Below are 21,271 nucleotides of genomic sequence, written 5' to 3'. Positions count from 1 at the left end.
ACGAATCCTTATTGCGCTTCAAGTTCGCCTAGCAATGCGTCGATGGCACTGGCGGCGTCATCCAGTGCTTGTGCGCCGCGTGCATGCAGCGCGTCATCAATCGCTGCGGCGTACTGCCGCAACGTGCGGGTGTCGAACAACACCCGTAACGGCAAGGCCAGCGACCAGTGCAGGTTGACCTGGGCATTGACCTGGGTAGCCAGCAACGAATGGCCGCCCAGGGCGAAAAAATCGGCGTCACGGGTGAGCTTGGTGCTGCCGGGAAGGCGCAGCACGCGCTGCCAGATCGTGCTGAGTTCGGTTTCGGTGACGCTGTGCGGTGGTAGTGCTTCGGCAGACCTCGCGCCATGCGCGGCATCCGGTGTATGCGGTGTATCCGGTGCATGCGCCACCGCGCTGAGCGGCGTGGGGGCGGGCAGCGCGGCGCGGTCGCATTTACCGTTCGGCGTGACCGGCAAAGCGTCGAGTTCGATCAGATGAGACGGCACCATGTAGGCCGGCAGTTGTCCGCGCAACGTGTCGAGCAGTGCCGCTTGATCGAGCGTGCCGGGTTGACGGCAGGCGATATAGCCCAGCAACTGTTCGTCGCGCACGATCACCACCGCGTCGTGAACGCCAGGGGCCGCGCGCAGCAAGGCTTCAATCTCGCCTGGCTCGATACGCTGGCCGCGCAGCTTTACTTGCTGATCGGCGCGGCCCAGGTAGTCGAGCACGCCATCGCTGCGACGCCGCACCAGATCGCCAGTGCGATACAGCCGCGCCCCCGTCTGAAACGGATCGGGTACGAAGCGCTCGGCGCTCAGCGCGGCGCGTCCCAGATAGCCCCGCGCAAGCCCTGCCCCGCCGAGATACAGCTCGCCTGTGGCACCCGGTGGCACCGGCTGCCAGGCGCAGTCGAGCACATGAAGCTGGAGATTGGCGATGGGCTGGCCGATGGGGATCGGTGACAGTGCTGACACGTCCGATGGCACGCCAGTCTCAGCCGTTGTTGCGTGTTGCATGCAGTGCCAGTGCGAGACGTCGATAGCGGCTTCGGTCGGGCCATACAGATTGAAGAGCTGCGCCTGCGGCAGCAGCGTGGCGGTGCGGGCTGCGAGTTCGGCGGAAAGCGCTTCGCCGCTGGCCACGATGCGCGTCAGGCTGGCACAGCGTGCGGCTGCGCCGAAGTCGTCGAGATACGCGAGGAACACGCCCAGCATCGACGGCACGAAATGCAGCGTAGTCACCTGCTGGGCTTCGATGATCGCCACCAGCCGCGCAGGATCACGATGGTCGCCCGGTGCGGCCACCGCGATGCGCGCGCCCACCGCCAGCGGCCAGACAAATTCCCACACTGAAACATCGAAGCCAAATGGGGTTTTATGCAGCACCACATCTGCGGAGCTCAACGCGTAAGCCTGCTGCATCCATGCGATGCGGTTGGCCAGCGCGCGGTGGGTATTGCCCGCGCCTTTTGGTTTGCCGGTCGAGCCCGAGGTGTAAATCAGATACGCCAGTTGTTCTGGATGGATCTCGGGTGCTGGGGTGGGTGTTGTTGCTGTTGTTGCTGTTGTTGCTGTAGCTACTGCAGCCGCTGTAGCCGTTGTAGCCGTTGTAGCCGTTGTAGCCGCTGCCGCGACGGCCAGGTTCGCTGCGCTCTCCAGCCAGTCTTCGATGCACACCACCTGCGTGGCGTGGCTGTCCGCCACGGCGTCCCGCACACGCGGGTACAACGCGCGCTGCGTCAGCACGACGGCAGGCTGAGCGTCGTGCAGCAGATAAGCGATGCGCTCAGCGGGATAGTCGGGATCAACCGGCAGATACGCCGCGCCAGCCTTCAGCACGCCGAACAGCGTCGCTACTAGCGCCACCGAGCGCTCCATGCAGAGCGCCACCACGGTATCCGGCCGCACCCCGGCCGCGCGCAGCGCAAGGCTTATGTGAGTGGCGCGCGCATCGAGCTGGGCGTAACGCAACGACTCCCGCGCCTGGCCATCCAGCCCTTCAGCGGCGCTCATCTGCACAGCAATCGCGTCAGGCGTGCGTTGCGCTTGCTGCTCGAACTGCTGCTGCAACGGTTGCCATTGCGCGGCAGGCCAATCGTGAGCGCTCTGGTTGAAGCGTATGAGGTCGCGGGCTTCGCTCACAGTCGTCACGACAACGCGGCCCAACGGCGCAAGCGGGTCCAGCATGAACGCCTCAAGACAGGCGGCGAAGGCCCGTTGCACGGCTTGCACGCGAGCCAGATCAACTCGCGCCGTGTCGAAGCCGTAATCCAGCGTCAGAGTCGTGCCGTTCTGGACCAGCAGCGTCAGCGCAAAATCCGTGGCTTCGATGCTGCGCACTTCGCTCAGGTTCAGCGTGCGTTCGTTACGTTCGTTCCAAGCCTCATCGACCGGATAGTTTTCGAACACCAGCAAGGTGTCGAACAACGCGCCGCCACCCGAGCGCGCCCAACGCTGGATCTCGTATAGCGGGGTATGCGCGTGTTCGGCACTGGCGACGTTGTCGCGCTGCAATTGCGTCAGCCAGTCCACGATGCGCATGGCTGGCGCGGGCGTAGTCAGCACCGGCAGTGTGTTGATGAACAGGCCCAGCACGCTTTCGATGCCGGGCAACGCATCGGGGCGGCCCGCGACGGTCGCGCCAAAGGCGACGCTCGATTGATACGTGAGGCGTTGCAGCATCAACGCCCAGGCACCTTGCACTACGGTGTTGAGCGTCAGCTTCAAACGCCGTGCCAGCTCCACCAGGCGGGCCGTGTCCGCTGCGCTGAGCTCCACGCGCCAGGTGGCGTGAGGCGCGTCGGTGGCCGTGCTGCGCTCGTTGTATGCGATCAGCGTGGGCTCATCGAACTGCGCCAGACGTTGTTGCCAGAACGCCTGATCGGCTGCGGCATCGCGCCCGGCCAGCCAGTGGATGAAATCGCGGTAACGCAGGCCGGTGCTGGTGCCTGTGCCTGTGCCTGTGCCTGTGCCTGTGCCTGTGCGCCGGGCGACTGTTGTGAACCCTTGAGCGCGCGCCTGGCCAGGCGGCAGTGCTTGTTGATAGTCGCGCAGCACTTCAGCAAACATTTGCGCCGTGCTCCAGCCATCCAGTAGCAAGTGATGCCTAGTCCACACCAGATGCCAGTTGTGCTCATCAAACTGAATCAACGTCACACGCATCAGGGGTGCCTGGGACAGGTCGAAACCAGCGGCACGATCCGCCTTGAGCCACGCGTCAAACGCGGCCGCGGGCTGGCCGCGCCAGTCGAGGATCTGCACCGGCAAGGTGGCCTGGCGATGCACCATCTGCAATGGCAATGCGGCCTCATGCCAGAAGCTAGTGCGCAAAATATCGTGCTGCGTCATGCGCCGGTTAAACGCGTCGACCAGGCGAGGAATATCCGGACGCTCCAGCCGCGCGACCAGCTGGTTCACGTAGGTGGCTTGTTCCGGGGCGTACAACGAATGGAACAGCAAGCCTTGCTGCATCGGTGATAGCGGGTACAGATCCTCGATTGCGCGGGTGTCGTGCGCGAGATGCTCAAGCATCGGCTGGGTCAATCCTGCTTGCTGCGCCTGCGGGAAATCGCCCGGTGTGGCACCCGCGCCGCGTTGCGCCAGCCGCTCGGCGCAGGCAGCGACGAGTGCGCGCAACGTGGCGTCAAAGCGCTGCATCAAGGCTTCGAGCGTGGCGCGCTCGAAGCGGGCGCGGCTGTAGACCCAGTGCAGCGTCAGCGTGCGGCTGGCATCGATATGCGCGTGCAGTGCCAGCTCATTCGTCAGTGGCCCACTGGGATCGCGCTCGCAACCGGTGCCGCCAAACTGCGGCTGTAACGCGCCTTCGCGCGCGGTGTCGAATTGCCCGAGATAGTTGAAGGTCACGCGGGGGCGAGGCAAGGCCGCAAGCGCGGCGCGCGTCGCGGGCTCGCCGAGGTAGCGCAGCACGCCAAAGCCCAAACCCTTATGCGGCACTGCGCGCAAGGTGTCTTTCACGGCTGCTAGCGTGTCTTGCGGCCGCTCGCCCACCGGCAGCGCTACCGGATAGTGGCTGGTCAGCCAGCCGAGGGTGCGGCTCAGATCGAGTTCCTCGAACAACGCTTCGCGGCCGTGGCCTTCAAGCTCCAGCAGCAAGGGGGCGGGGTGGGGCGGTGTCTGTGTCTGTGTTGATGCCGGTGCCGGTGCCGGTGCCGCCAGCGTATGCGTCAGTGCTGCTACCAACAGCTCTAGCGTCTGGGTCCGCCATGCGGCGTTGGCCTCGGTCAGCAGCTGGCGGGTGAGGTCGGCGTCGAAGCGTTGTTCCAGGGTCTCGCTGTCGGCGCAAGTCATCGAGCCGTGCGGATGATCGCAACGCAAACCGGCATCAAGCCCTTGCAAGCGCGACCACCATGCCAGCTCGCCCGCAAACGGCGCGGCGGCATCGGTGCGGCGGACGGCGTCGCTCAGGCGCGCGGCCCAGTCATTTGCACTTGAGCCGGGCGCGGCGAGGCGGATGGGCCTGCCTTCACATGCGCTGCGATAGGCCTGTTCGAGATCGTCCAGCAACACGCGCCACGACACGCCATCAACGATCAGGTGATGCAGCGCGATGAAAATCCGCGCTTCGCCGTTACCGAGCCAGGCGATCAACGCGCCCGCCAGCGGGCCGCGCTCAAGGTCAAAGCTGCGTTGCAGCGTATCGAACTGCGCCAGCGCATCGGCTTCGTCACGTGCCTCGCATACCACCAGCGGCAGCGTTTCGGCCGCGCGGGCGGCGTGACTTGCGTGCCAGATGAGGGTGGCTGGTGGCGCTGTGCTTGCTGTGCTTGCTGTGTTTGCTGTGTTTGCTGTGTTTGCTGTGTTTGCTGTGTTTGCTGTGTTTGCTGTGTTTGCTGTGTTTGCTGTGTTTGCTGTGTTTGCTGTGTTTGCTGTGCTTGCTGTGCTTGCCGTGCTTGCCGTGCTTGCCGTGCTTGCCGTGCTTGCCGTGCTTGCCGTGCTTGCCGTGCTTGCCGTGCTTGCCGTGCTTGCCGTGCTTGCCGTGCTTGCCGTGCAAGCACTACTGGCAGCCGCCTGAATGAAACGCAAGCGGAACACCTCGTGATGGGCCAGCAACGCATCAAACGCCTGGGCGAACGCATCAGGCTCGAAATGCCCTGCTGGCCGCAACGCAATCGCCTGGTTCCAGTGCTGCCGCTGCGGTATCTCCAGTTCAAAGAAGCGCTGCTGCGCCGGAGTCAGCGTCAAGGCAGGAGTAACTGCGGTGTGATGCGTCAGGCTGGCCGCTGGATCAAACACGGCCGTAGCGGCGGAACCAACAGAACCAACAGGAGCAGAAGACCCAGCCGAAGAAACCGCCGCTACGCTCGCCACCTGAGCCACCTGAGCCAGTTCAGCCACGCTCGGGTGCTCAAACAACTGCTTCGGCGTAAACCGCACGCCGTTCTTGCGCGAGCGCGCAATCACCTGCAACGCCAGGATCGAATCGCCACCCAGTTCGAAGAAATTGTCGTCGCGGCCGACCTTTGGCACTTTCAGCACGGTTTGCCAAACATCGGCCAGCACGCGTTCGATACCTTCACCTGGTGCTTCTCCCGCTGCTGCAACCGGTGCAGGCTGTGCCGCCCAGGCGCGCAACTGCGGCCGGTCGATCTTGCCGTTCGAAGTCACTGGCAGTGCTTCGCGCACTTGCAGCAACGCCGGAACCATGTAGTCCGCCAGACGCGCCGTCAGCATCGCGCGCAGTTGCGCTTCATCCAGCCTCGCTTGACGGCCCGCCGCGTTGAGCACGACAAAGGCGGCAAGCCGAGTGCGGCCATCCTCATGCAGCGCCAGGGTTTCGGCTTGCGCCACGCCGTCGATAGCCCGCAGCACACCGCTGACTTCACCCGGCTCGACCCGGTAGCCGCGAATCTTGACTTGATCGTCCAGACGTCCGAGGTAATCCAGCGCGCCATCGGTACGCCGCCGCACGCGGTCGCCGGTGCGATACAGCCTGGCACCGGGTGGGCCGAATGGGTCTGGCACAAAGCGTTCCGCGCTCGCAGCGGGGCGCCCGAGATAACCCCGTGCCACGCCTGGGCCGCCCAGGTACAGCTCGCCAATCGCGCCGAGTGGCACCGGTGCGCCATAGGCGTCCAGCACGCAGGCCAGCACATTCGGCAAAGGCCGGCCGGTCGGCACGCCTGACGCAGCGCTGGCGCTAGTACGCAGCCCAGCGTGAGCGGCGGCGGTGGCATCGAAGGTCAGCGCGCCAACCGTGGCTTCAGTCGGGCCATAGTGATTAATGACGCGGCAAGCGGGTGCGAGGGCGGTGATGCGCTCGACCAGGGCCCATGGCAGGGGCTCGCCGCCTAGCACCAGCGCATAGGCAGGCAGGACATCGGCGGCATGCTGCGCTTCGAGCAGCGCCTGAAGATGGCTCGGGACGATCTTGAGCACCCCTACGGCACGTTCGCGCATCGCCTCAGCGAAACGGTCGGGATCGAATGCGCATTCGGCGGGCAGCAGATGCAGCGTGCGCCCGGAGCAGAGCGCGCCAAATAGCGTCGTATGGCCCAGGTCGGCGGCCACCGTCGACACCATCGCCATGCTCGCGCCGGGGGCGAACGCCAGCTCCGCCAGCATGCCTTCGACGTAATCCGCCAGCGCCCGGTGTTCGACCACCACGCCCTTGGGCACGCCGGTTGAGCCGGAGGTGTAGATCAGATAAGCAGCCTGCGCGGCCGTTGGACTCGATAGCCGTGGCCGGGCGGCAAGCGTGCGCTGCGGCAGAAGAGTGGCTGGAGTGGTGGCTGTGTTGACAGCGTGGGCAAAGCCGCCAGTGCTAATGCCGGTAGCCACAGCCGCAGGCGGCAACGCAGCGAGATCGAGCCATTCAAGCGCGGCAGCGGGAGTAGAAGCAGCAGAAGCAGTAGAAGCAGCAGCCAAATTAGCCTGCACACCCTGCCCCCCTGCGCACCATGCACCAGCACGCAGCGCGCCGCACAAGCCTGCAACGCGGCGCTCAAGCGCTCAACCGGCGCAGCCGGATCCAGCGGCACCGCCATCGCCCCGGCTTTCAGCACGCCCAGCAGCGCCACCACAAACGGCACCGAGCGCTCAATACATAACGCCACCGCCTGCTCCGGCATCACGCCACGCTGCAACAACACCTGCGCGACCTGGGTCGAAGCCGCATCGAGCGCGGCAAAACTCAACTGCTGTTGCGCATCCGTCAGCGCCAGTTGCTCCGGGCTCGCCTGGACGTAGTGCGCGAACGCCTCCACGACCGTGTCAAAACCTGGCCCCCTGGCGCTGCCGCGCAACACGGCAGCAGAAACCGGAGAGGTATTGCGCCCCACCGCCAGCGTGGCCAGCGCCTGCGCTGGTTGCGCCAGCAGCGTTTCCAGCAGCGTCACGAAACTCTCTAACCAGGCCTGGCCGGTCGCGTCGTCGAGAACATCCGTGGCCCATGCGGCAACCAGTTCGATACCGCGCGGGTCATCGGTGAAATCGAGGGCGAAATCAAAGCGGGCAGCCAGATCGGGGCCTGGTGTGAGGGTCGCGCTGGCACCGGGCAGCGTCACCGGCGTATCGAATACGAACTGCTGCGCGAACTTCACCCGTAACCAGTCTTCGCCGCGCCGCACTGGAGGAGCGGCCGCGTCGAACACCTGCTCGAATGGCACGTCCTGATGCGCGTAGGCCTCAAGCGTCGTCGTGCGCACCTGGTTCAGCAAAACGGTGAAGGGTTCGAGCGGATTCACCCTGGTGCGCAGCGCAACCGTGTTGATAAAGAGCCCCAGCAGCGGAGCGACTTCACTGCGCTGACGGTTCGCCACGGGCAGCGCGAGCACTAGATCGGTGGCGGCGCTCAAGCGGTTCAGCCAGGCGTTGAAGGCCGCCAGCAACACCATGAACGGCGAGGCCTGATGCTGCCGCGCGGCTGCGCGCACGGCGGCTGACAGCGTAGGCGTCAGCCGTTGCGCATGCCGTGCGCCGCGCAGCTCGCGGCGCAGCGGCAAGGCTCGATCCAGCGGCAACGGCAACGGGCCAGGCGCGTCACGCAACGCCTCGCGCCAGTAACCCAGTTGCCGCTCACGTTCGCCCGCAGCCAGCCAGGCGCGCTGCCAGCGCGAGAAATCTGCGTATTGCAGCGGCAGCGCCGCTAGCTGAGGACGCTCACCGGCGTGCAACGCGGTATAGGCCAGTGCCAGCTCAGCGAACGCGCAGCGCGAAGACCAGCCATCGCTGATCGCGTGATGGGTGCTCAGCAGCAGGCGATGCTCGGCCTCACCGAGACGCAGCAGCGTAGCGCGCAGCAGTGGGCCACGGCTCAGGTCGAACGAGGCGCTGGCATGTTGTGCTGCCAGCGCGTCTGCTTCACGCAGACGCGCGCTGGCACTGGCGCAGCCGCGCAGATCGTGCTGCAGCAGCGCCACCGGCAACTGGGCGTGCACCCGTTGCAGCACGATGCCGTCATCGTTTTCCCGCAACGTGGTGCGCCAGGCTTCGTGACGTTCGATCACGAGCGCCAACGCGCGTTCGAGCAACGCGGGGTTCAGCTCGCCGTGAATGCTCCAGTGGGCAGCAATGTGGTACGCATCGCCCGCGTCACGGGTTTGCGCCAGCACCCAGAAGCGCTGTTGTGCAAACGAGGCAGGGTGATCGGTAAAGGTGCTGCTGTCTGTGATGGCGCTTGTATCAGCGCTGCCTGGTGTAGTGGTGGCTGTGGCAACAGCGGCGGGCGCACTGGATGTGGCGCTGAAAAGCGGCGTCAGTGCTTCATCGGCTGGGCTGCGTTCCACCAGGCTGGCCAGTGCAGCAAGCGATGGATCATCGAACAAGCTATCGAGCCGCAGATTGACCCTGCACTGCTGACGAATCGCCGCTTGCACTTGCATCAGCGCCAGCGAATCTCCGCCACGGGCGATGAAGTGGTCATCGAGACCAATGGGATCGAGGGTATGCGAGGCGTTGATCGCGTAAGCAGCGTTCCCTGCCGCGGCCTCGCTCGGGCCGCCTGTGAGGACCCGCTGCCAGATCGCCGCGAGCGTCCGCTCCAGCGTGCTGACCGGGGCGCGGTAACCCTCGCGGGCACGGCATTCAGGCTGAGCCGCGAGCAGCGCGCGCAACGCTTCGCGGTCGAGTTTGCCGTTCAGCGTGTAGCGCATGGCCGTCACGCATACCAACCGGGAGGGCTGCAAAGCCGCTGGCAAATGCTGGGCGAGATGCGCCCGCAAGCGGGCTTCTGTCTGTGCGTCAACGTGAACGACAGCGGCCTGGATCGTAGCTGTAGCCGCTGTAGTTGCTGTAGCCGTTGTAGTTGCCGTAGCTGTAGCCGCCACATCCTCCGCCTGCAACACCACGCATGCCACCAGCCGCACCTGCCCCGCTACGTTTTCAACCAGCACCGCCGCTTCACGCACCTGCGGATGCGCACGCAGGCAATGTGCCAGCTCACCAGGCTCTACCCGCACGCCGCGAATCTGCACCTGGTCATCCACCCGGCCGAGGTATTCATATGGCTGCCCAGGCGGCGCGGGCTGAACCCGCGTCAAGTCGCCCGTGCGATACACCCGGGCACCTGGTGCGCCATGCGCGTCTGGAATAAACCGCTCAGCCGTTAACCCAGCGCGGCCATGGTAGCCACGCGCGAGACACAAGCCGCCCAGCAGCAGCTCGCCGGCCTGGCCCCCAGCCAGCGCCGCGCCGTCGGCCGCATCAGGCCGCGCCACTCGCGCCGTGCGGAGCCCAATCGGCCAGCCAATGGGTAAGGCGTTGGCATTTGCATTTGCATTTGCATTTGCATTTGCGTTGGCAATTTCAGCATCAACATCAAGCGGCCACAGCAGCGGCGAGATCACCGCTTCAGTCGGCCCATAGCCATGAATCAAGCGCACCGCAGGCAATCTCTGGCGCACCTGGGCAAACACCTCGCGCGGCATCGCTTCACCGCCAAACGCCACGATCTTTAACGCGGACGGCACACCATCACGCACCGCCGCTTCGGCAAATTCGCGCAGATAAGCCGGTGGGAAAGCCGCAATCGTCACGCGCTCACACTCCACCAAATCACGCACAGCAGAAGGCGCGACAGGCGGTGGATCGGTCAACACGACGCTCGCGCCTGCGAGCAACGGTGCGAGCCAGTACTCATGCGCCAGATCAAAATTGACCGAGGCGAAATGCAGCACGCGATCCGAGGCGCTCATCGGATAGGCCTGCACCACCGCCGCGCAATGCGCCGCGAGCGGGCCATGTTCGACCACCACCGCCTTCGGTGTGCCCGTAGAACCCGAGGTGTAAATCATGTAAGCCGCAGCGCGCGGATGCACGGGCAGATCCGCGAGCGGGTCTCGTTCTGCGCCAGCACCTGCCGCCAGCCCGGCCGCAGCCTCCAACTCAAGTTCAAGTTCAAACTCGATACAGTTGGCAAAACCCACCTTCAGCCCAGCCGGAGCATCACGTCCCACCACACCGTGCTGCAAGCCCGCGTCACGCATGATCCATTCGAGCCGCGCCGCAGGATGACGCGGATCAAGCGGCACAAAAACACCGCCCGCCTTGAGCACCGCCAGCAACGCCACGATCAGCTCGCACGAGCGCTCGATACACACTCCCACCCGCACTTCAGTGCCCACGCCCGACGCACGCAACTGCTGCGCCAGACGCGTCGCATGACGCTCCAGCGCACCACGTGAGAGCCGGACCGGAGAAGGTGAGAACGAGGCGAGCGCAGGCGCGTCGGGAGCGCGGTGCGCCAGCTCACGAATCTGCACATGCAAGGCGGGAGGAAACGTCGTCATACGCGGGTAATCCTTCGGTAGAGCCACCACGCTGCCAGGTTCAGCCTGGTTCAATCGAATTCAGATGCAATCGGATTCAACCAGGCTGAAAAGCGGCAACGCCAACCTCACGGGCCAAAATTAATGCACGCCGAATAACAGCGGCTTCACTCAGGTGACGAACTACATGGCGAAATATTTACCCCTGTCATGCAAATACTCCTAAATACTTATTCGTTTCGCATAACGTTATAAAAGCCGCTCTCGCTCAATGCCTAGTCATGGCAGCGCGCTGGTACATGCATTGGTTCCCGTTCGCGCTGAATTCCTAAAATTCCAGGCCGCTCACTCGTCTTACTGCTTGAACCCCGCGCTTTTTTATCTGAGCGCCAGACCCTGTGGGTTTGTGCTGACTCCGCTGCGCCCTGGTGCCACGCCGTTTCTGCAGCGCGTTGCTGGGCTGTTTTCTGTTTTGTTTGCGCTTCTTGCCCTGTGCCCTGTGCCCTGTGCCCTGTGCTTCGTGCTTCGTGCTTCGTGCTTCGTGCTTCGTGCTTCGTGCTTCGTGCTCTGCGTTTCGCGCCCCATGCGTTCCATACGCTTCATGCCTGACTCAGGTTCCTGCCTTACTCGCCCAACTCATGCCGATGACTGCCACTTCTGCCCCGCCCCGCCCCGCCAACCCCGAGCGCCCCGCGACCCGTTTGCTGCTCACGCTGCTGCGCCGCTCACGCGGCACGCTCGCGCTCGCACTGATGGCGTGCGTGGCGAATGGCGCTTCCAGTGTGTTGCTGGTCGCCACCCTGAACCAGGCGCTGAGCGCGCCCAGCGCAGCCAACTCATCGTTGGCACTGCGCTTCGCGGCTTGTGCCGTGATCGCACTGCTGGCGCGGATTCTCTCGGGTGTGCTGTTTGCCGGGCTGTCGCAAGACACCATGAGCCAGATGCGCCGCCATGCCGCTGAGCGAGTCGCCGCCGCTGAGCTGCGCGACGTCGAGCGGGTCGGAGCCGCGCCAGTGCAGTCGATCCTGACCGACGACGCCACCAACGTCTCCATGCTGTTTTTCGCGCTGCCCAACATCGTCATGCACGGCTCCATCGTCGTGGGCTGCCTCGCTTATCTGGCCTGGCTGTCCTGGCCAGTTTGCCTGCTGGCGTTGAGCGCCATCGTGATCGGCTCGCTGGGCTACCGGCTGGGCGACATCCGCGCGCTCGCCGCGCTCGAAGCAGCAGGCCACGCGCAAGACCGTCTGTTTGGCTATCTCGGCTCGCTCTTTGCGGGCGCAAAAGAGCTCAAGCTGCATCGCGCGCGCGCCGCCCAGTTCGTTGATGGGCAGCTAGGCGCGGCGATTGCCGAAGTGCGCGATCACCGGCGTCGCGCGTTTATCGCGTATGCGGTGGGGGTCGGCTGGATCGTGTTTCTGTTTTATGTCTTTCTCGGCCTGGCAACCTTCTGGCCAACCATGGGCACACACGCCAGCCCGCAGGCGGCGGCCAGCTATGTGATCGTGTTTCTGTTCCTGCTAATCCCGCTCGATGGCCTGTTGAACAACCTGCCCACCGTCAACGCCGCACGCGTCTCGCTAGAACGGATCGAAACCGTGCTGGCCGAATTCGATCCACCTGCATTAGCGGCATCAGCCGCATCAGTTACATCAGCCACCTCAACCGTCACCAGCGGCCCCACCCACGGCAGCAACAGCAGCAACAGCAGGACCAACAGCGCGGCTGAGGTCACACCATCCGCTGAGTTTTCCACGCTGACGCTGCGTGGCGTGACGCACGCGTATTTCCACGAACGCGACGAGCGCATGTTTCGCATCGGACCGATCAACCTGACCTTCAAACCAGGTGAGCTGGTCTTCATCGTCGGCGGCAATGGCAGCGGCAAAACCACGCTGGCCAAAGTGATTACCGGTTTGTACGAACCCGAGGAAGGCGTGATCGAAGTGGATGGCATCACGCTCCCAGCATCCGGGCGGGCGCAATACCGCGAACGCTTTTCGACTGTGTTCAACGACTTTCATTTATTCGATGCGCTGCTGGGCATCGTCGATCCCACCGAAGCCTCACGCGCCAGCGCCGATGCCCGAGCCAATGCACTGCTGGCCCAGCTCGCGCTGGAACACAAAGTTCAGGTGGTGGATGGGCGCTTTTCTACCCGGGCGCTTTCGACTGGCCAGCGCAAGCGTCTGGCGCTGGTGGTGGCCTATCTCGAAGACCGGCCGTTTTATTTGTTCGACGAATGGGCGGCCGATCAAGACCCTGCGTTCAAGGCCGTGTTTTATGAACAACTTTTGCCGGAATTACGCGCTCGCGGCAAAACCGTGGTGGTCGTGACCCACGATGACCGCTACTTCACGCTGGCCGACCGCGTGCTGAAACTCGATAACGGTACGATCGTCAACGAAACTCGCGGCATGCCGCACAGCCTTACGCCACAAGGCTCTGCGCCGCCAGCCTACCAATCCGCCCCCTCATCCCGGCAGCACTGAATTATTTACAAACCTTTCAAAATACGGATGTAAATGAGATCTGTCTTATTGATTAAGCCTCTCGATCTTGAAAAGATCAGGCCAGTTCTATTTCCTGATTCCCTGACAGAGGCCCCTTAAAGTTATGACGCAAACAAAAACTGCTGTAACGGAAGCAATTAACACCACTGAAGCCATCGCCGAACATTACGACGCTCTTCCCTACACCTCCAATCCGTTTCCACAAACCGCGCCTGAGCAACTCCATAGCGTCGCCTACCTGTTTGGTCTCGATCTATGCCCCCGGCAAATGCACGGGTGCTAGAGCTGGGATGTGCGGCGGGCGGCAACATCATTCCGTTTGCCGCACGCCATCCGGGTGCCACGGTAGTCGGCATTGACCTTTCCGGGGTGCAAGTTGGTGTGGGGCAGCAAGCCATCGAGGCCACCGGCCTCAAGAACATCACGCTGAAGCAAGGCAGCATTGCCGATCTCGACAAAAGCATCGGGCAATTCGACTACATCATCTGCCACGGCGTGTATAGCTGGGTGCCCGAAGACGTCCGTGCGGCGATCCTGCGAATTTGCGGCGAATGCCTGAGCACCAATGGCATCGCGTATATCAGCTACAACGCCTATCCCGGCTGGAAAGCCAAAGAAATCGTGCGTGATGCGATGCTGCTGCGCGCCGCTGGCCGCCCTGAGAGCGAGCGCCTGGCCTATGCACGCGGCCTGGTCGACTTCATGCACGACAACGCGTCGCCCGGAAGCCTGCTGCAGAAAGTCATGGAAGACAACATCAAGAGCATCCGCGAACACGACTCGTATTACCTCGCCCATGAATATCTTGAGCGCTGCAACAACCCGTACTACTTCCAGGATTTCATCGCAGCAGCCAGAACGGAAAAGCTGGACTATCTGGCCGAGGCCAATATTGTGTCGATGTTCCTGAGCAACCACCCCAAAGAAATAGCTGAGCCGCTGCTGCAGGAATGTGGCGGCAGCCAGGTGGTGCTGGAGCAATTGCTCGACTTTATTTCGAACCGCACGTTTCGCCAGACACTGCTGGTACGTCAGCAGCACGTCCCCAACATTGCCTACCGGCTTAACTGGGACCGGATGCGCAAGCTGCACGTGGCATGCGTGTCAACGCCTGACCCTGAAAATCCGGATACCTGGAAAACACGCTCTGGCATCTCGCTCTTCACCTCGCGTCCTGTTCCCGCGCTGGTGGTCAAGATGCTTAACGATGCATGGCCTTCCAGCGTGTCGGTCGACGAGATTGTCAAGCACGTGTCGCAGCACTATGAAGACCAGCCCGCGACGCAACCAGTGGCCGAAGCCGTCGCACTCGAAACCATCCAGTCATTTCTGACCAGCGGGGTGCTGAAGTTCCGTGTCGATCCCGTTATGCTCGGCACGCTCACGCCTTCAACTCGCCCGCACGTCGATCCCGTCATCCGCAAGCTGGCGGAGTTCACTGCTGACAAACAGTTGCCGCTTAGTATCTCAAACGGCTGGCACGAACCCCTTGCCAGGTTCGATTCAGGTGAGAGAGACCTGCTAGCGTTACTCGATGGCACACGGACAGTTGATGAACTGGTCGATGCGCTCTATGCCTCCTACGCGGCAACCATTCAACTGCCAGCCTCGATTGGTACGCACGTGATGAATACGCAGGAAGATCTCAAGAAGACGGTACGAGACAGCGTAAAACTGTATCTGGACCAGTTTGCAAGCATCGCGCTCCTGACGCCGTCAAGTGATGAAAAAGCACTCGCCGCTAAACTCACGCCAAAACCAGCGGCCGCACCAGCCACGGCGGCTCAAGCTGCATCTAAAAGTGAAAGCAGTAACGGCAATAACAACGGATCAAACGCAGGAAAAAAGAACAAGAATAAAAAATCTTGATCTGCGATAACGCCGGATGCGTTTCATCCGGCTGTTTTTTTTCAATGCCCAGTGCTTAAGCTGGGCATTGTCATTTTTGCGTTTTCACTTTATTGCTGATTCAAGCAAATACTGTTTCGGCAGGTAATTAATCCTGCTTAACACTCAATGGAACGATTCCGACTCTTTGCGTTACTTAGGGGTTTCACTGGCGCGATCTCCGGGCCACAACCACGAAACCCTATGCCGATATCCATTCATCCTCAATGCTTCAAGAACCCACCCCTCTTCATGGACGAACTCATGCCGCAGCAACCAGTGCAGCCGCATGGCGCTCCTGGGATGCAACAGGCCATCGTCATTCCAGTCGTGAATGACCGGCCCCGCGCAGGCAGCTCGGGCACCGCTCTCTTAACACATGAACTCGGCAGCCCCAATATCGCAGCGCCGAATGCCACGCTCACGCCACCAGCAGACAACAACGCCACCGAAACGCAAAGGCTTGTCGATCTCCCCCCCACTGAAGACCGGAATGAGATGCGTACACAGTCCGACTCCACAACGGTTTTCCACCGCTTGATGTAAGCAAACCCTGCAACGCAATTTCATGAAACGGCTCCGGGATATCTTTCATCCAGCCCGTGACACCCGAGCGTGGCCAGATCGTCATGTCACTCCCTATGCAAGTTTCACCTCATGCCAACAGGTAAACAGCAAATGAAAAACAAAAGCGATCGAGACCCCCAGGCCATCAACAACGGCAGCCCCTCTGCTGCGCTCACTCCCACCGCCCAACCCGTTGCTGACAACGCTGATTGCAGCTCGCCCCGGCGGCAATTTCTCACCCGCGCCACCGCGTTACTAGCAGCAAGCACAGCCCTCAGCGGCTGCGCCTCCCTAAGCGCTGGTGCATCTGATTCATCTGGCGCAGCCAGCCCAGGCCCAGTGGCAGCGACCCGGGGCGCAACCCCCGTTCCCCGGCTCAAGGCCGGCGGCCGCATCGCCATCGTGGCACCCGCGTCGAGCGCGACCGACAAAGTGGATGAAGCGAGCCGCTGGCTCAATGCGCTCGGCTTCGAGGTGCGAATCATGCCCGCGTGCCGGACGACGCTACCCGCCCCATTCGACTATCTGGCGGGCACCGACACCGCGCGGCTGGCCGACCTGCACGCGGCCTTTGCCGCACCGGATGTGGATGCGGTGTGGTGTCTGCGCGGCGGCTTCGGCTCCACTCAGTTACTCGACAAAATCGACTACGCGTTGCTGCGGGCGAACCCCAAGCCGTTCATCGGCTATAGCGACATCACCGCGCTGCACGCCGCGATTCAGCGGCATGCCAACTTCGTGACTTTTCACGGGCCGATGCTGTCATCGGATTTACTGATTCCGAAACAAGCGCCTACCGAAGAAAACGTGTTTGCGATGATTCAAGGACGCGTCGCGCCAGGCGTCTGGTTCAAGCCGCCAGCGGCGTTCCCGCTAACCGCACTAGCGCCAGGTGTGGCAGCTGGCCGCCTGGTGGGCGGAAACCTGTCCTTGCAATGCAGCGTGCTCGGCACGCCTTACGAAATCGACACGCGCGATGCCATTTTGTTTATCGAAGATGTTGGCGAAACGCCGTCAAGAATTGACCGCCTCCTGACGCACCTGCGGCTGGCAGGCAAGCTGGCCAGCATCAAAGGCGTGCTGATCGGCAATTTTTCTGATCTGGGTGAACATCCGGATGAGGTGGTCGATCCGGTGGTGCTTCAACCGCTGTTCCGGCGGATCTTTGAACCGCTTGGCATACCGGTGCTCGCGGGCTGGCCCAGCGGACATTGCGATCCGAACCTGACCTTGCCGCTAGGCGCGTCAATCCGGCTCGATACCGCGCGGGGTGCGTTGCTGCTCGAACGACCTATAGTGGTTTGAGCACGCCGTGCTTTGAAGCGCGGTAACGGCGGGTGGTTTGAGACACCGTGCTTTACAACGCAGCAACGGCTAGTGGCTTAAGACACCGCGCTTTGCAACGCAGCAGCGGCCGATACTCTGCTGCCCCTGGTTCCTGGCCCTGGCCAGTAACAAGGGGCAGCATGTCCAGCCCGCTAACTAGAAGCGATAACTCAACGACATCCTGAACGCCTGGCCTGACACATTGCCGGTATGCAGCAGCGTGTCGTAGCTCGCGTTCAAATCGAGGGCCTTGCGCAGTGGCAGCTTGACGCCGACTCCGGCACTCAGCATCCCTCGTGACGACGTAGTGCCCGGCACCACAAAACCCGTCCCGTCTGCCGCCGTCACCGCCACGGCGCGTGACGGATCAAGCGTTTCGTAGGCATAGCCGAGGCGCACTTCCACCAGGCCCGGCCGTTCACCCATCATGAGAAATGGGTAAGCGGCCGTCACACCGAGATACGGCTGCAAACTTTTCAGGTTCTGCATCCCCACGGCCAGGTTCTGGTTCGTCGGGCCGGATTCGTCAAACGCGTGGCCATGAAAGTACTGATAACGCACGCCCGCGCGCGGTGTCACGACGAAGCGCCCGAGGTTCAGCGGCAAGCTGGCCTGAGCCGCCAGATGAAACTCATCCCCCTGACTATCGCCATCCGCATCACCAAAGCCAGTGAAGTTGCGGCTCGATGTCAGAAAGTCGTGAGCATAGCCAAACGTCCCGGCAAGATTCACCGGCCCCAGTGCGCGGCCGCCGTAGGCCGCGATGCGCAACGTATCAATCGTGCCGCTGCTCCCGGTCTGGTCTTCGCTCACATCGGCATGGCTATAGCCTCCGGCCACCCCTGCAGTCCATGCATTGAATTGCCGCTCAACCCCCGCCAGAAAACCATACCGGCGATCCGTGTAGCCCGGCGCGCCATGATTGCCACCAACGCGCGCCACATCACCCGTCGCCTGGACCCAGGCGTGACGGCCCAGCGGCTGACAGTTCGCAGCGTTTGAAGTTGAATTTGAGCCCGCACCAACACTCGCCGTGTCATGACAGACATTGCTCAAGCGCTCCAGCAGCACGTCATTCACCCGCTGGCCTTCTCGCATCGCCGCTGAACCCAACGCGCCAAACAGCGTCGCGTTAGTCGGCGCGAGCACCACGGGTGTCGGTGGTGGCGGCTCTGGCTGCGGTTGCGGCTCTGGTTGCGGCTCTGGCTCTGGCTCTGGCTCTGGCTGCGGCTGTGGCCCATCGCTGTCATTCAGTGCCAGCACTACGCCAGTGCCATTCACCTGGACGTTTTGTTTCAGGTTCTGCGGCACGCTGCCGCTGGCGGTGATCGTGTCGAAATTGCCGGTGATTGCCGCTGCGCTCACCAGTTGGTATTGCGTTGCGCTGTAAGTGCCGGGGGCATACAGCAGCGCCAGCTTTCCGCCCAGATTTGCACTGCCGCCTACCGCGAGTTGCGATGCGCCGCTGGGACTAACGTCGAGCCTCAGCGTCGCGCTCGCTGCCTGACTGTAGTTGCCGCTTACCGATAACTGGCCAATCGAGCTGCCCGGCCAGACCGTGCCGGTGCTAGACACATCGCCCGTCACGGTGCCGTAGCCCCGCAGCGTTGCACCGAGTCCAACCTGCAGGTTGCCTGGGACGATGGCGTCAAGGTGGCTGCTATCGCCAACCGTCAACGTGCCATTCAGCACCCTAGTGCTGCCGCCGTAAGTGTTATGTCCGTTCAGGATCAGCGTGCCGCCGCCACTCTTGGACAATCCGCCATCGCCCGTCACCTGGCCGTTCAACACGGCCTGTGTCGCGCCGTCGGTCTGGATCGTGCCATCGCCCTGCAACACAACCTGACGCGCCGAGTTCAGGTTCGCCGTGGTTTGCAACGTCGCGCCATTCAGCGTCAAGGAACCGGCTAAAGCGCCGAGACTATCGTCACTGCCAATCGACAGCGTGCCGCCACCGACATACCATGGCGTCAGCTCCGAGGTCGCCCCGGTCAGCGCCCAGCGGCCCACGCCGGTCTTGCTATACCTCTGAAAACCTACGAACTGCTCGCTCGCACCCGCCTTGAAGCCAAGCAAGCCCGCATTGAAGGTGTTGTTCGTGTTCGCCACGCCACTGAGAATCAGCGCATTCGTGCCCCGTCGAGCATCCACACCACCCCTGATCTGCGCGCCATCTTCCAGCGTGAGGGTGTTGTTGCCACCCGTGAACTCGATTGCATTGGCCCGGGTTGTGCCATCACCGTTCAGCCCGCCGCTAACCGTCCCGGCGTTGGTGATCTGCAAATTCATTCCCTTGATGCCAACGCCACCTGAGCCCGGCGTCATATTGCTATAGGCAGCACCGCCATCACCGCCTGCAATCGTCGCGCCTGCCAGGTTATAAATCACGCTGGTCGAAGTGGTTCCAGTGACCAGCAGCGCCGCGCCACCATTACCACCGTTAATCACGCCATTCTTTGAGTTGATGCTGCCACCCGAGATTGAACCGCCATTGATAACCGAGCCCTGAACCATACTCACCCCATCGCCCCCGCCACCACTGCCACCGTTGGAACTGGACCCGGCACCGGCACCACCGGCACCACCGGCACCACCATGAATCGAACCGGAACTGGAATTGGTCAAGGCAAGGCCTCCGCTCGTGCTGATGACGCCATCGCCACCGCCGCCGCCGCCACCACCGCCGCCGCCTTCATCACTGGTATAGGGGCTGCTCCCACCTGCGCCGCCATCTCCGCCCGTCACCGTGCCACTGTTGTACAGCGCGCCGCTGCTCATCAGCAAACCAGCCCCCCCCCCACCGCCGCTGCCCGGGGACAAGACGTACGCCACCGAAGCACCATTACCGCCATTACCTCCTTTCACCGATTCCGTATTCTCGAAACTCACGCTTATAGCCGTCGAATACACGCCCGCGCCGCCACCACCACCACCCGGTCCATTTCCTAAAGAAGGCGCTTCGCCGTTAGCGCCGTCACCACCGGCAAGTGGACCATCATCCTTGTTCACGGAAGTGGCACCGCGGGCGCCGCCGCTGCCGCCCGCGTCCGCACCGGACGTGGAGCCAGCGCCGCCATTGCCATCGGAAGGTGCGCCCGGGGGAAGGCCATAAACCGCAAAGCCGCCATAGCCATTGCCTGCGCCACCCAAATAAATGCCCGACTTGTAGCTCACGTCACCGCCCGCACCCGCCGCCCAAACTGGCCCGGCGACACCCGTCAGACCCACGATCAGCGTGAACGCGGCTGCCTTTGTAGTTCCAATTGCATTTGCACTAGCGCATGGCAGGCGCTGCTCAAGCTCAGCTTCAGGGCGATAGCTTGCGCCATGCGATGCCGCTGCTTTCGCTGAGCGCCGAATGCGCTTACGGCCCGGCTGGCCACAACAGGAGCGAACCTGTTCTGAAACGACTTGCAACACGCCCAGGGTGGCGTTCCAGACAACGCTGTAGATACGGTTCATAAGGATGGTCTCTGCTTGCGGGAAAAATCCATTGCCTGCTAGCTAACGCATGACTTTTCAACCGCGCACCGGTTGCGCTGTGACATCGGCACAGGCATGGATGCTGAGCTCGAACGAGCGTGAGAAGCCACGCTCAGCTCCCCTTTTGGCTGAAAGCAATTTGTTATTCAACAGGCATATTTCTCGTTCTGTAACAAACCGCTTAATTCAGTTCCGTAAAAATGAAATTAATTTCCACAAGGCCTTGCCTGGCACATGCCGCGGCACTCGGATATCAGACTAGAAGCCTTATTGGGAAAGGGAAAAAGACGATCTGATGGCCTTTGCAGGCGGGACAAAAAAGCATCAAGGCATACGCGGCAAGCGGTCTACAGAGAACCTGCGTGAGCCTTATTTCTTTCAAAACAGACCCTAAATTTCTTTCATATTTAATCGGCGCGCGTGACTGGCAACGCATCCTTTGAGTCGTTTTCAACTGGCTCTGCGCGTGGCGGCCTCATGCAGCGCTCAACTGTTCGTACACCTGGCCCGAGGCAAAACAAACCAGGCAATCAAGTGTTTGATCTGGCCACGGCCCACCTGAATGAACACAAAAACCGCAACGCTCACGCACTACGTTTGCGGCGAAATGGCGCCACCTCCTGGCTCGTTGAGTACACACTCATTACGCACTCGCGCAGTAACAAGCACAGCGATTTTGTTCCAGCCTCGCCAGATAATTAAATACTTACCCGTGGGAACGTTTCACCTGGCCGACGTTACTTAGTGTTCCGTATCGCGCTACTACCGCGTTGATACCTCTCTATGA

The 21,271-nt window shown here is 62.4% G+C and carries 6 protein-coding genes and 1 pseudogene; 4 read left to right on the top strand and 3 right to left on the bottom strand.

Annotated elements, in window-relative coordinates:
* Positions 1-8: 8 nt before the first annotated feature.
* Positions 9-6,881 (bottom strand): non-ribosomal peptide synthetase, encoded by a 6,873-nt coding sequence (locus GH656_RS18315; RefSeq protein ID WP_246184318.1) that lies wholly within the window; start codon positions 6,879-6,881, stop codon positions 9-11.
* 83 nt (positions 6,882-6,964) lie between these two features.
* A pseudogene (locus tag GH656_RS18310) lies at positions 6,965-10,729 on the bottom strand (amino acid adenylation domain-containing protein); the annotation flags it as partial.
* Between the two features lie 623 nt (positions 10,730-11,352).
* Here GH656_RS18310 and GH656_RS14385 point away from each other — a divergent pair.
* From GH656_RS14385 to GH656_RS14370, 4 genes are all read left to right on the top strand, one after another.
* Positions 11,353-13,200, top strand: a complete 1,848-nt coding sequence (locus GH656_RS14385; RefSeq protein WP_153076764.1) for a cyclic peptide export ABC transporter — start codon at positions 11,353-11,355, stop codon at positions 13,198-13,200.
* 276 nt (positions 13,201-13,476) lie between these two features.
* Positions 13,477-15,090: a methyltransferase regulatory domain-containing protein gene (locus GH656_RS14380; RefSeq protein WP_153076763.1), complete on the top strand. Its 1,614-nt coding sequence runs from the start codon at positions 13,477-13,479 to the stop codon at positions 15,088-15,090.
* Between the two features lie 282 nt (positions 15,091-15,372).
* Positions 15,373-15,654, top strand: coding sequence for a hypothetical protein (locus tag GH656_RS14375; protein ID WP_153076762.1), 282 nt, complete (start codon positions 15,373-15,375; stop codon positions 15,652-15,654).
* Positions 15,655-15,786: 132 nt separating this feature from the next.
* Positions 15,787-16,980: an LD-carboxypeptidase gene (locus GH656_RS14370; RefSeq protein ID WP_153076761.1), complete on the top strand. Its 1,194-nt coding sequence runs from the start codon at positions 15,787-15,789 to the stop codon at positions 16,978-16,980.
* A gap of 177 nt (positions 16,981-17,157) precedes the next feature.
* On the opposite strand, the gene GH656_RS14365 is transcribed toward GH656_RS14370, so the two are convergent.
* Positions 17,158-20,463: an autotransporter domain-containing protein gene (locus tag GH656_RS14365; protein WP_153076760.1), complete on the bottom strand. Its 3,306-nt coding sequence runs from the start codon at positions 20,461-20,463 to the stop codon at positions 17,158-17,160.
* Between the last annotated feature and the right edge of the window lie 808 nt (positions 20,464-21,271).

Origin of the sequence: Paraburkholderia bonniea (genome assembly GCF_009455625.1) — a bacterium.
Classification (GTDB): Bacteria; Pseudomonadota; Gammaproteobacteria; order Burkholderiales; family Burkholderiaceae; genus Paraburkholderia; species Paraburkholderia bonniea.
Note: the sequence above shows the minus strand (reverse complement) of the source record. Positions and strands in the feature narration are given on the sequence as shown.

What these genes read in the sequence shown, in the direction of transcription:
- GH656_RS14385 (WP_153076764.1), top strand. Translation starts at nt 11,353, where the DNA reads ATGACTGCCACTTCTGCCCCGCCCCGCCCCGCCAACCCCGAGCGCCCC.
- GH656_RS14380 (WP_153076763.1), top strand. Translation starts at nt 13,477, where the DNA reads ATGCCCCCGGCAAATGCACGGGTGCTAGAGCTGGGATGTGCGGCGGGC.
- GH656_RS14375 (WP_153076762.1), top strand. Translation starts at nt 15,373, where the DNA reads ATGCCGCAGCAACCAGTGCAGCCGCATGGCGCTCCTGGGATGCAACAG.
- GH656_RS14370 (WP_153076761.1), top strand. Translation starts at nt 15,787, where the DNA reads ATGAAAAACAAAAGCGATCGAGACCCCCAGGCCATCAACAACGGCAGC.
- GH656_RS14365 (WP_153076760.1), bottom strand. Translation starts at nt 20,463, where the DNA reads ATGAACCGTATCTACAGCGTTGTCTGGAACGCCACCCTGGGCGTGTTG.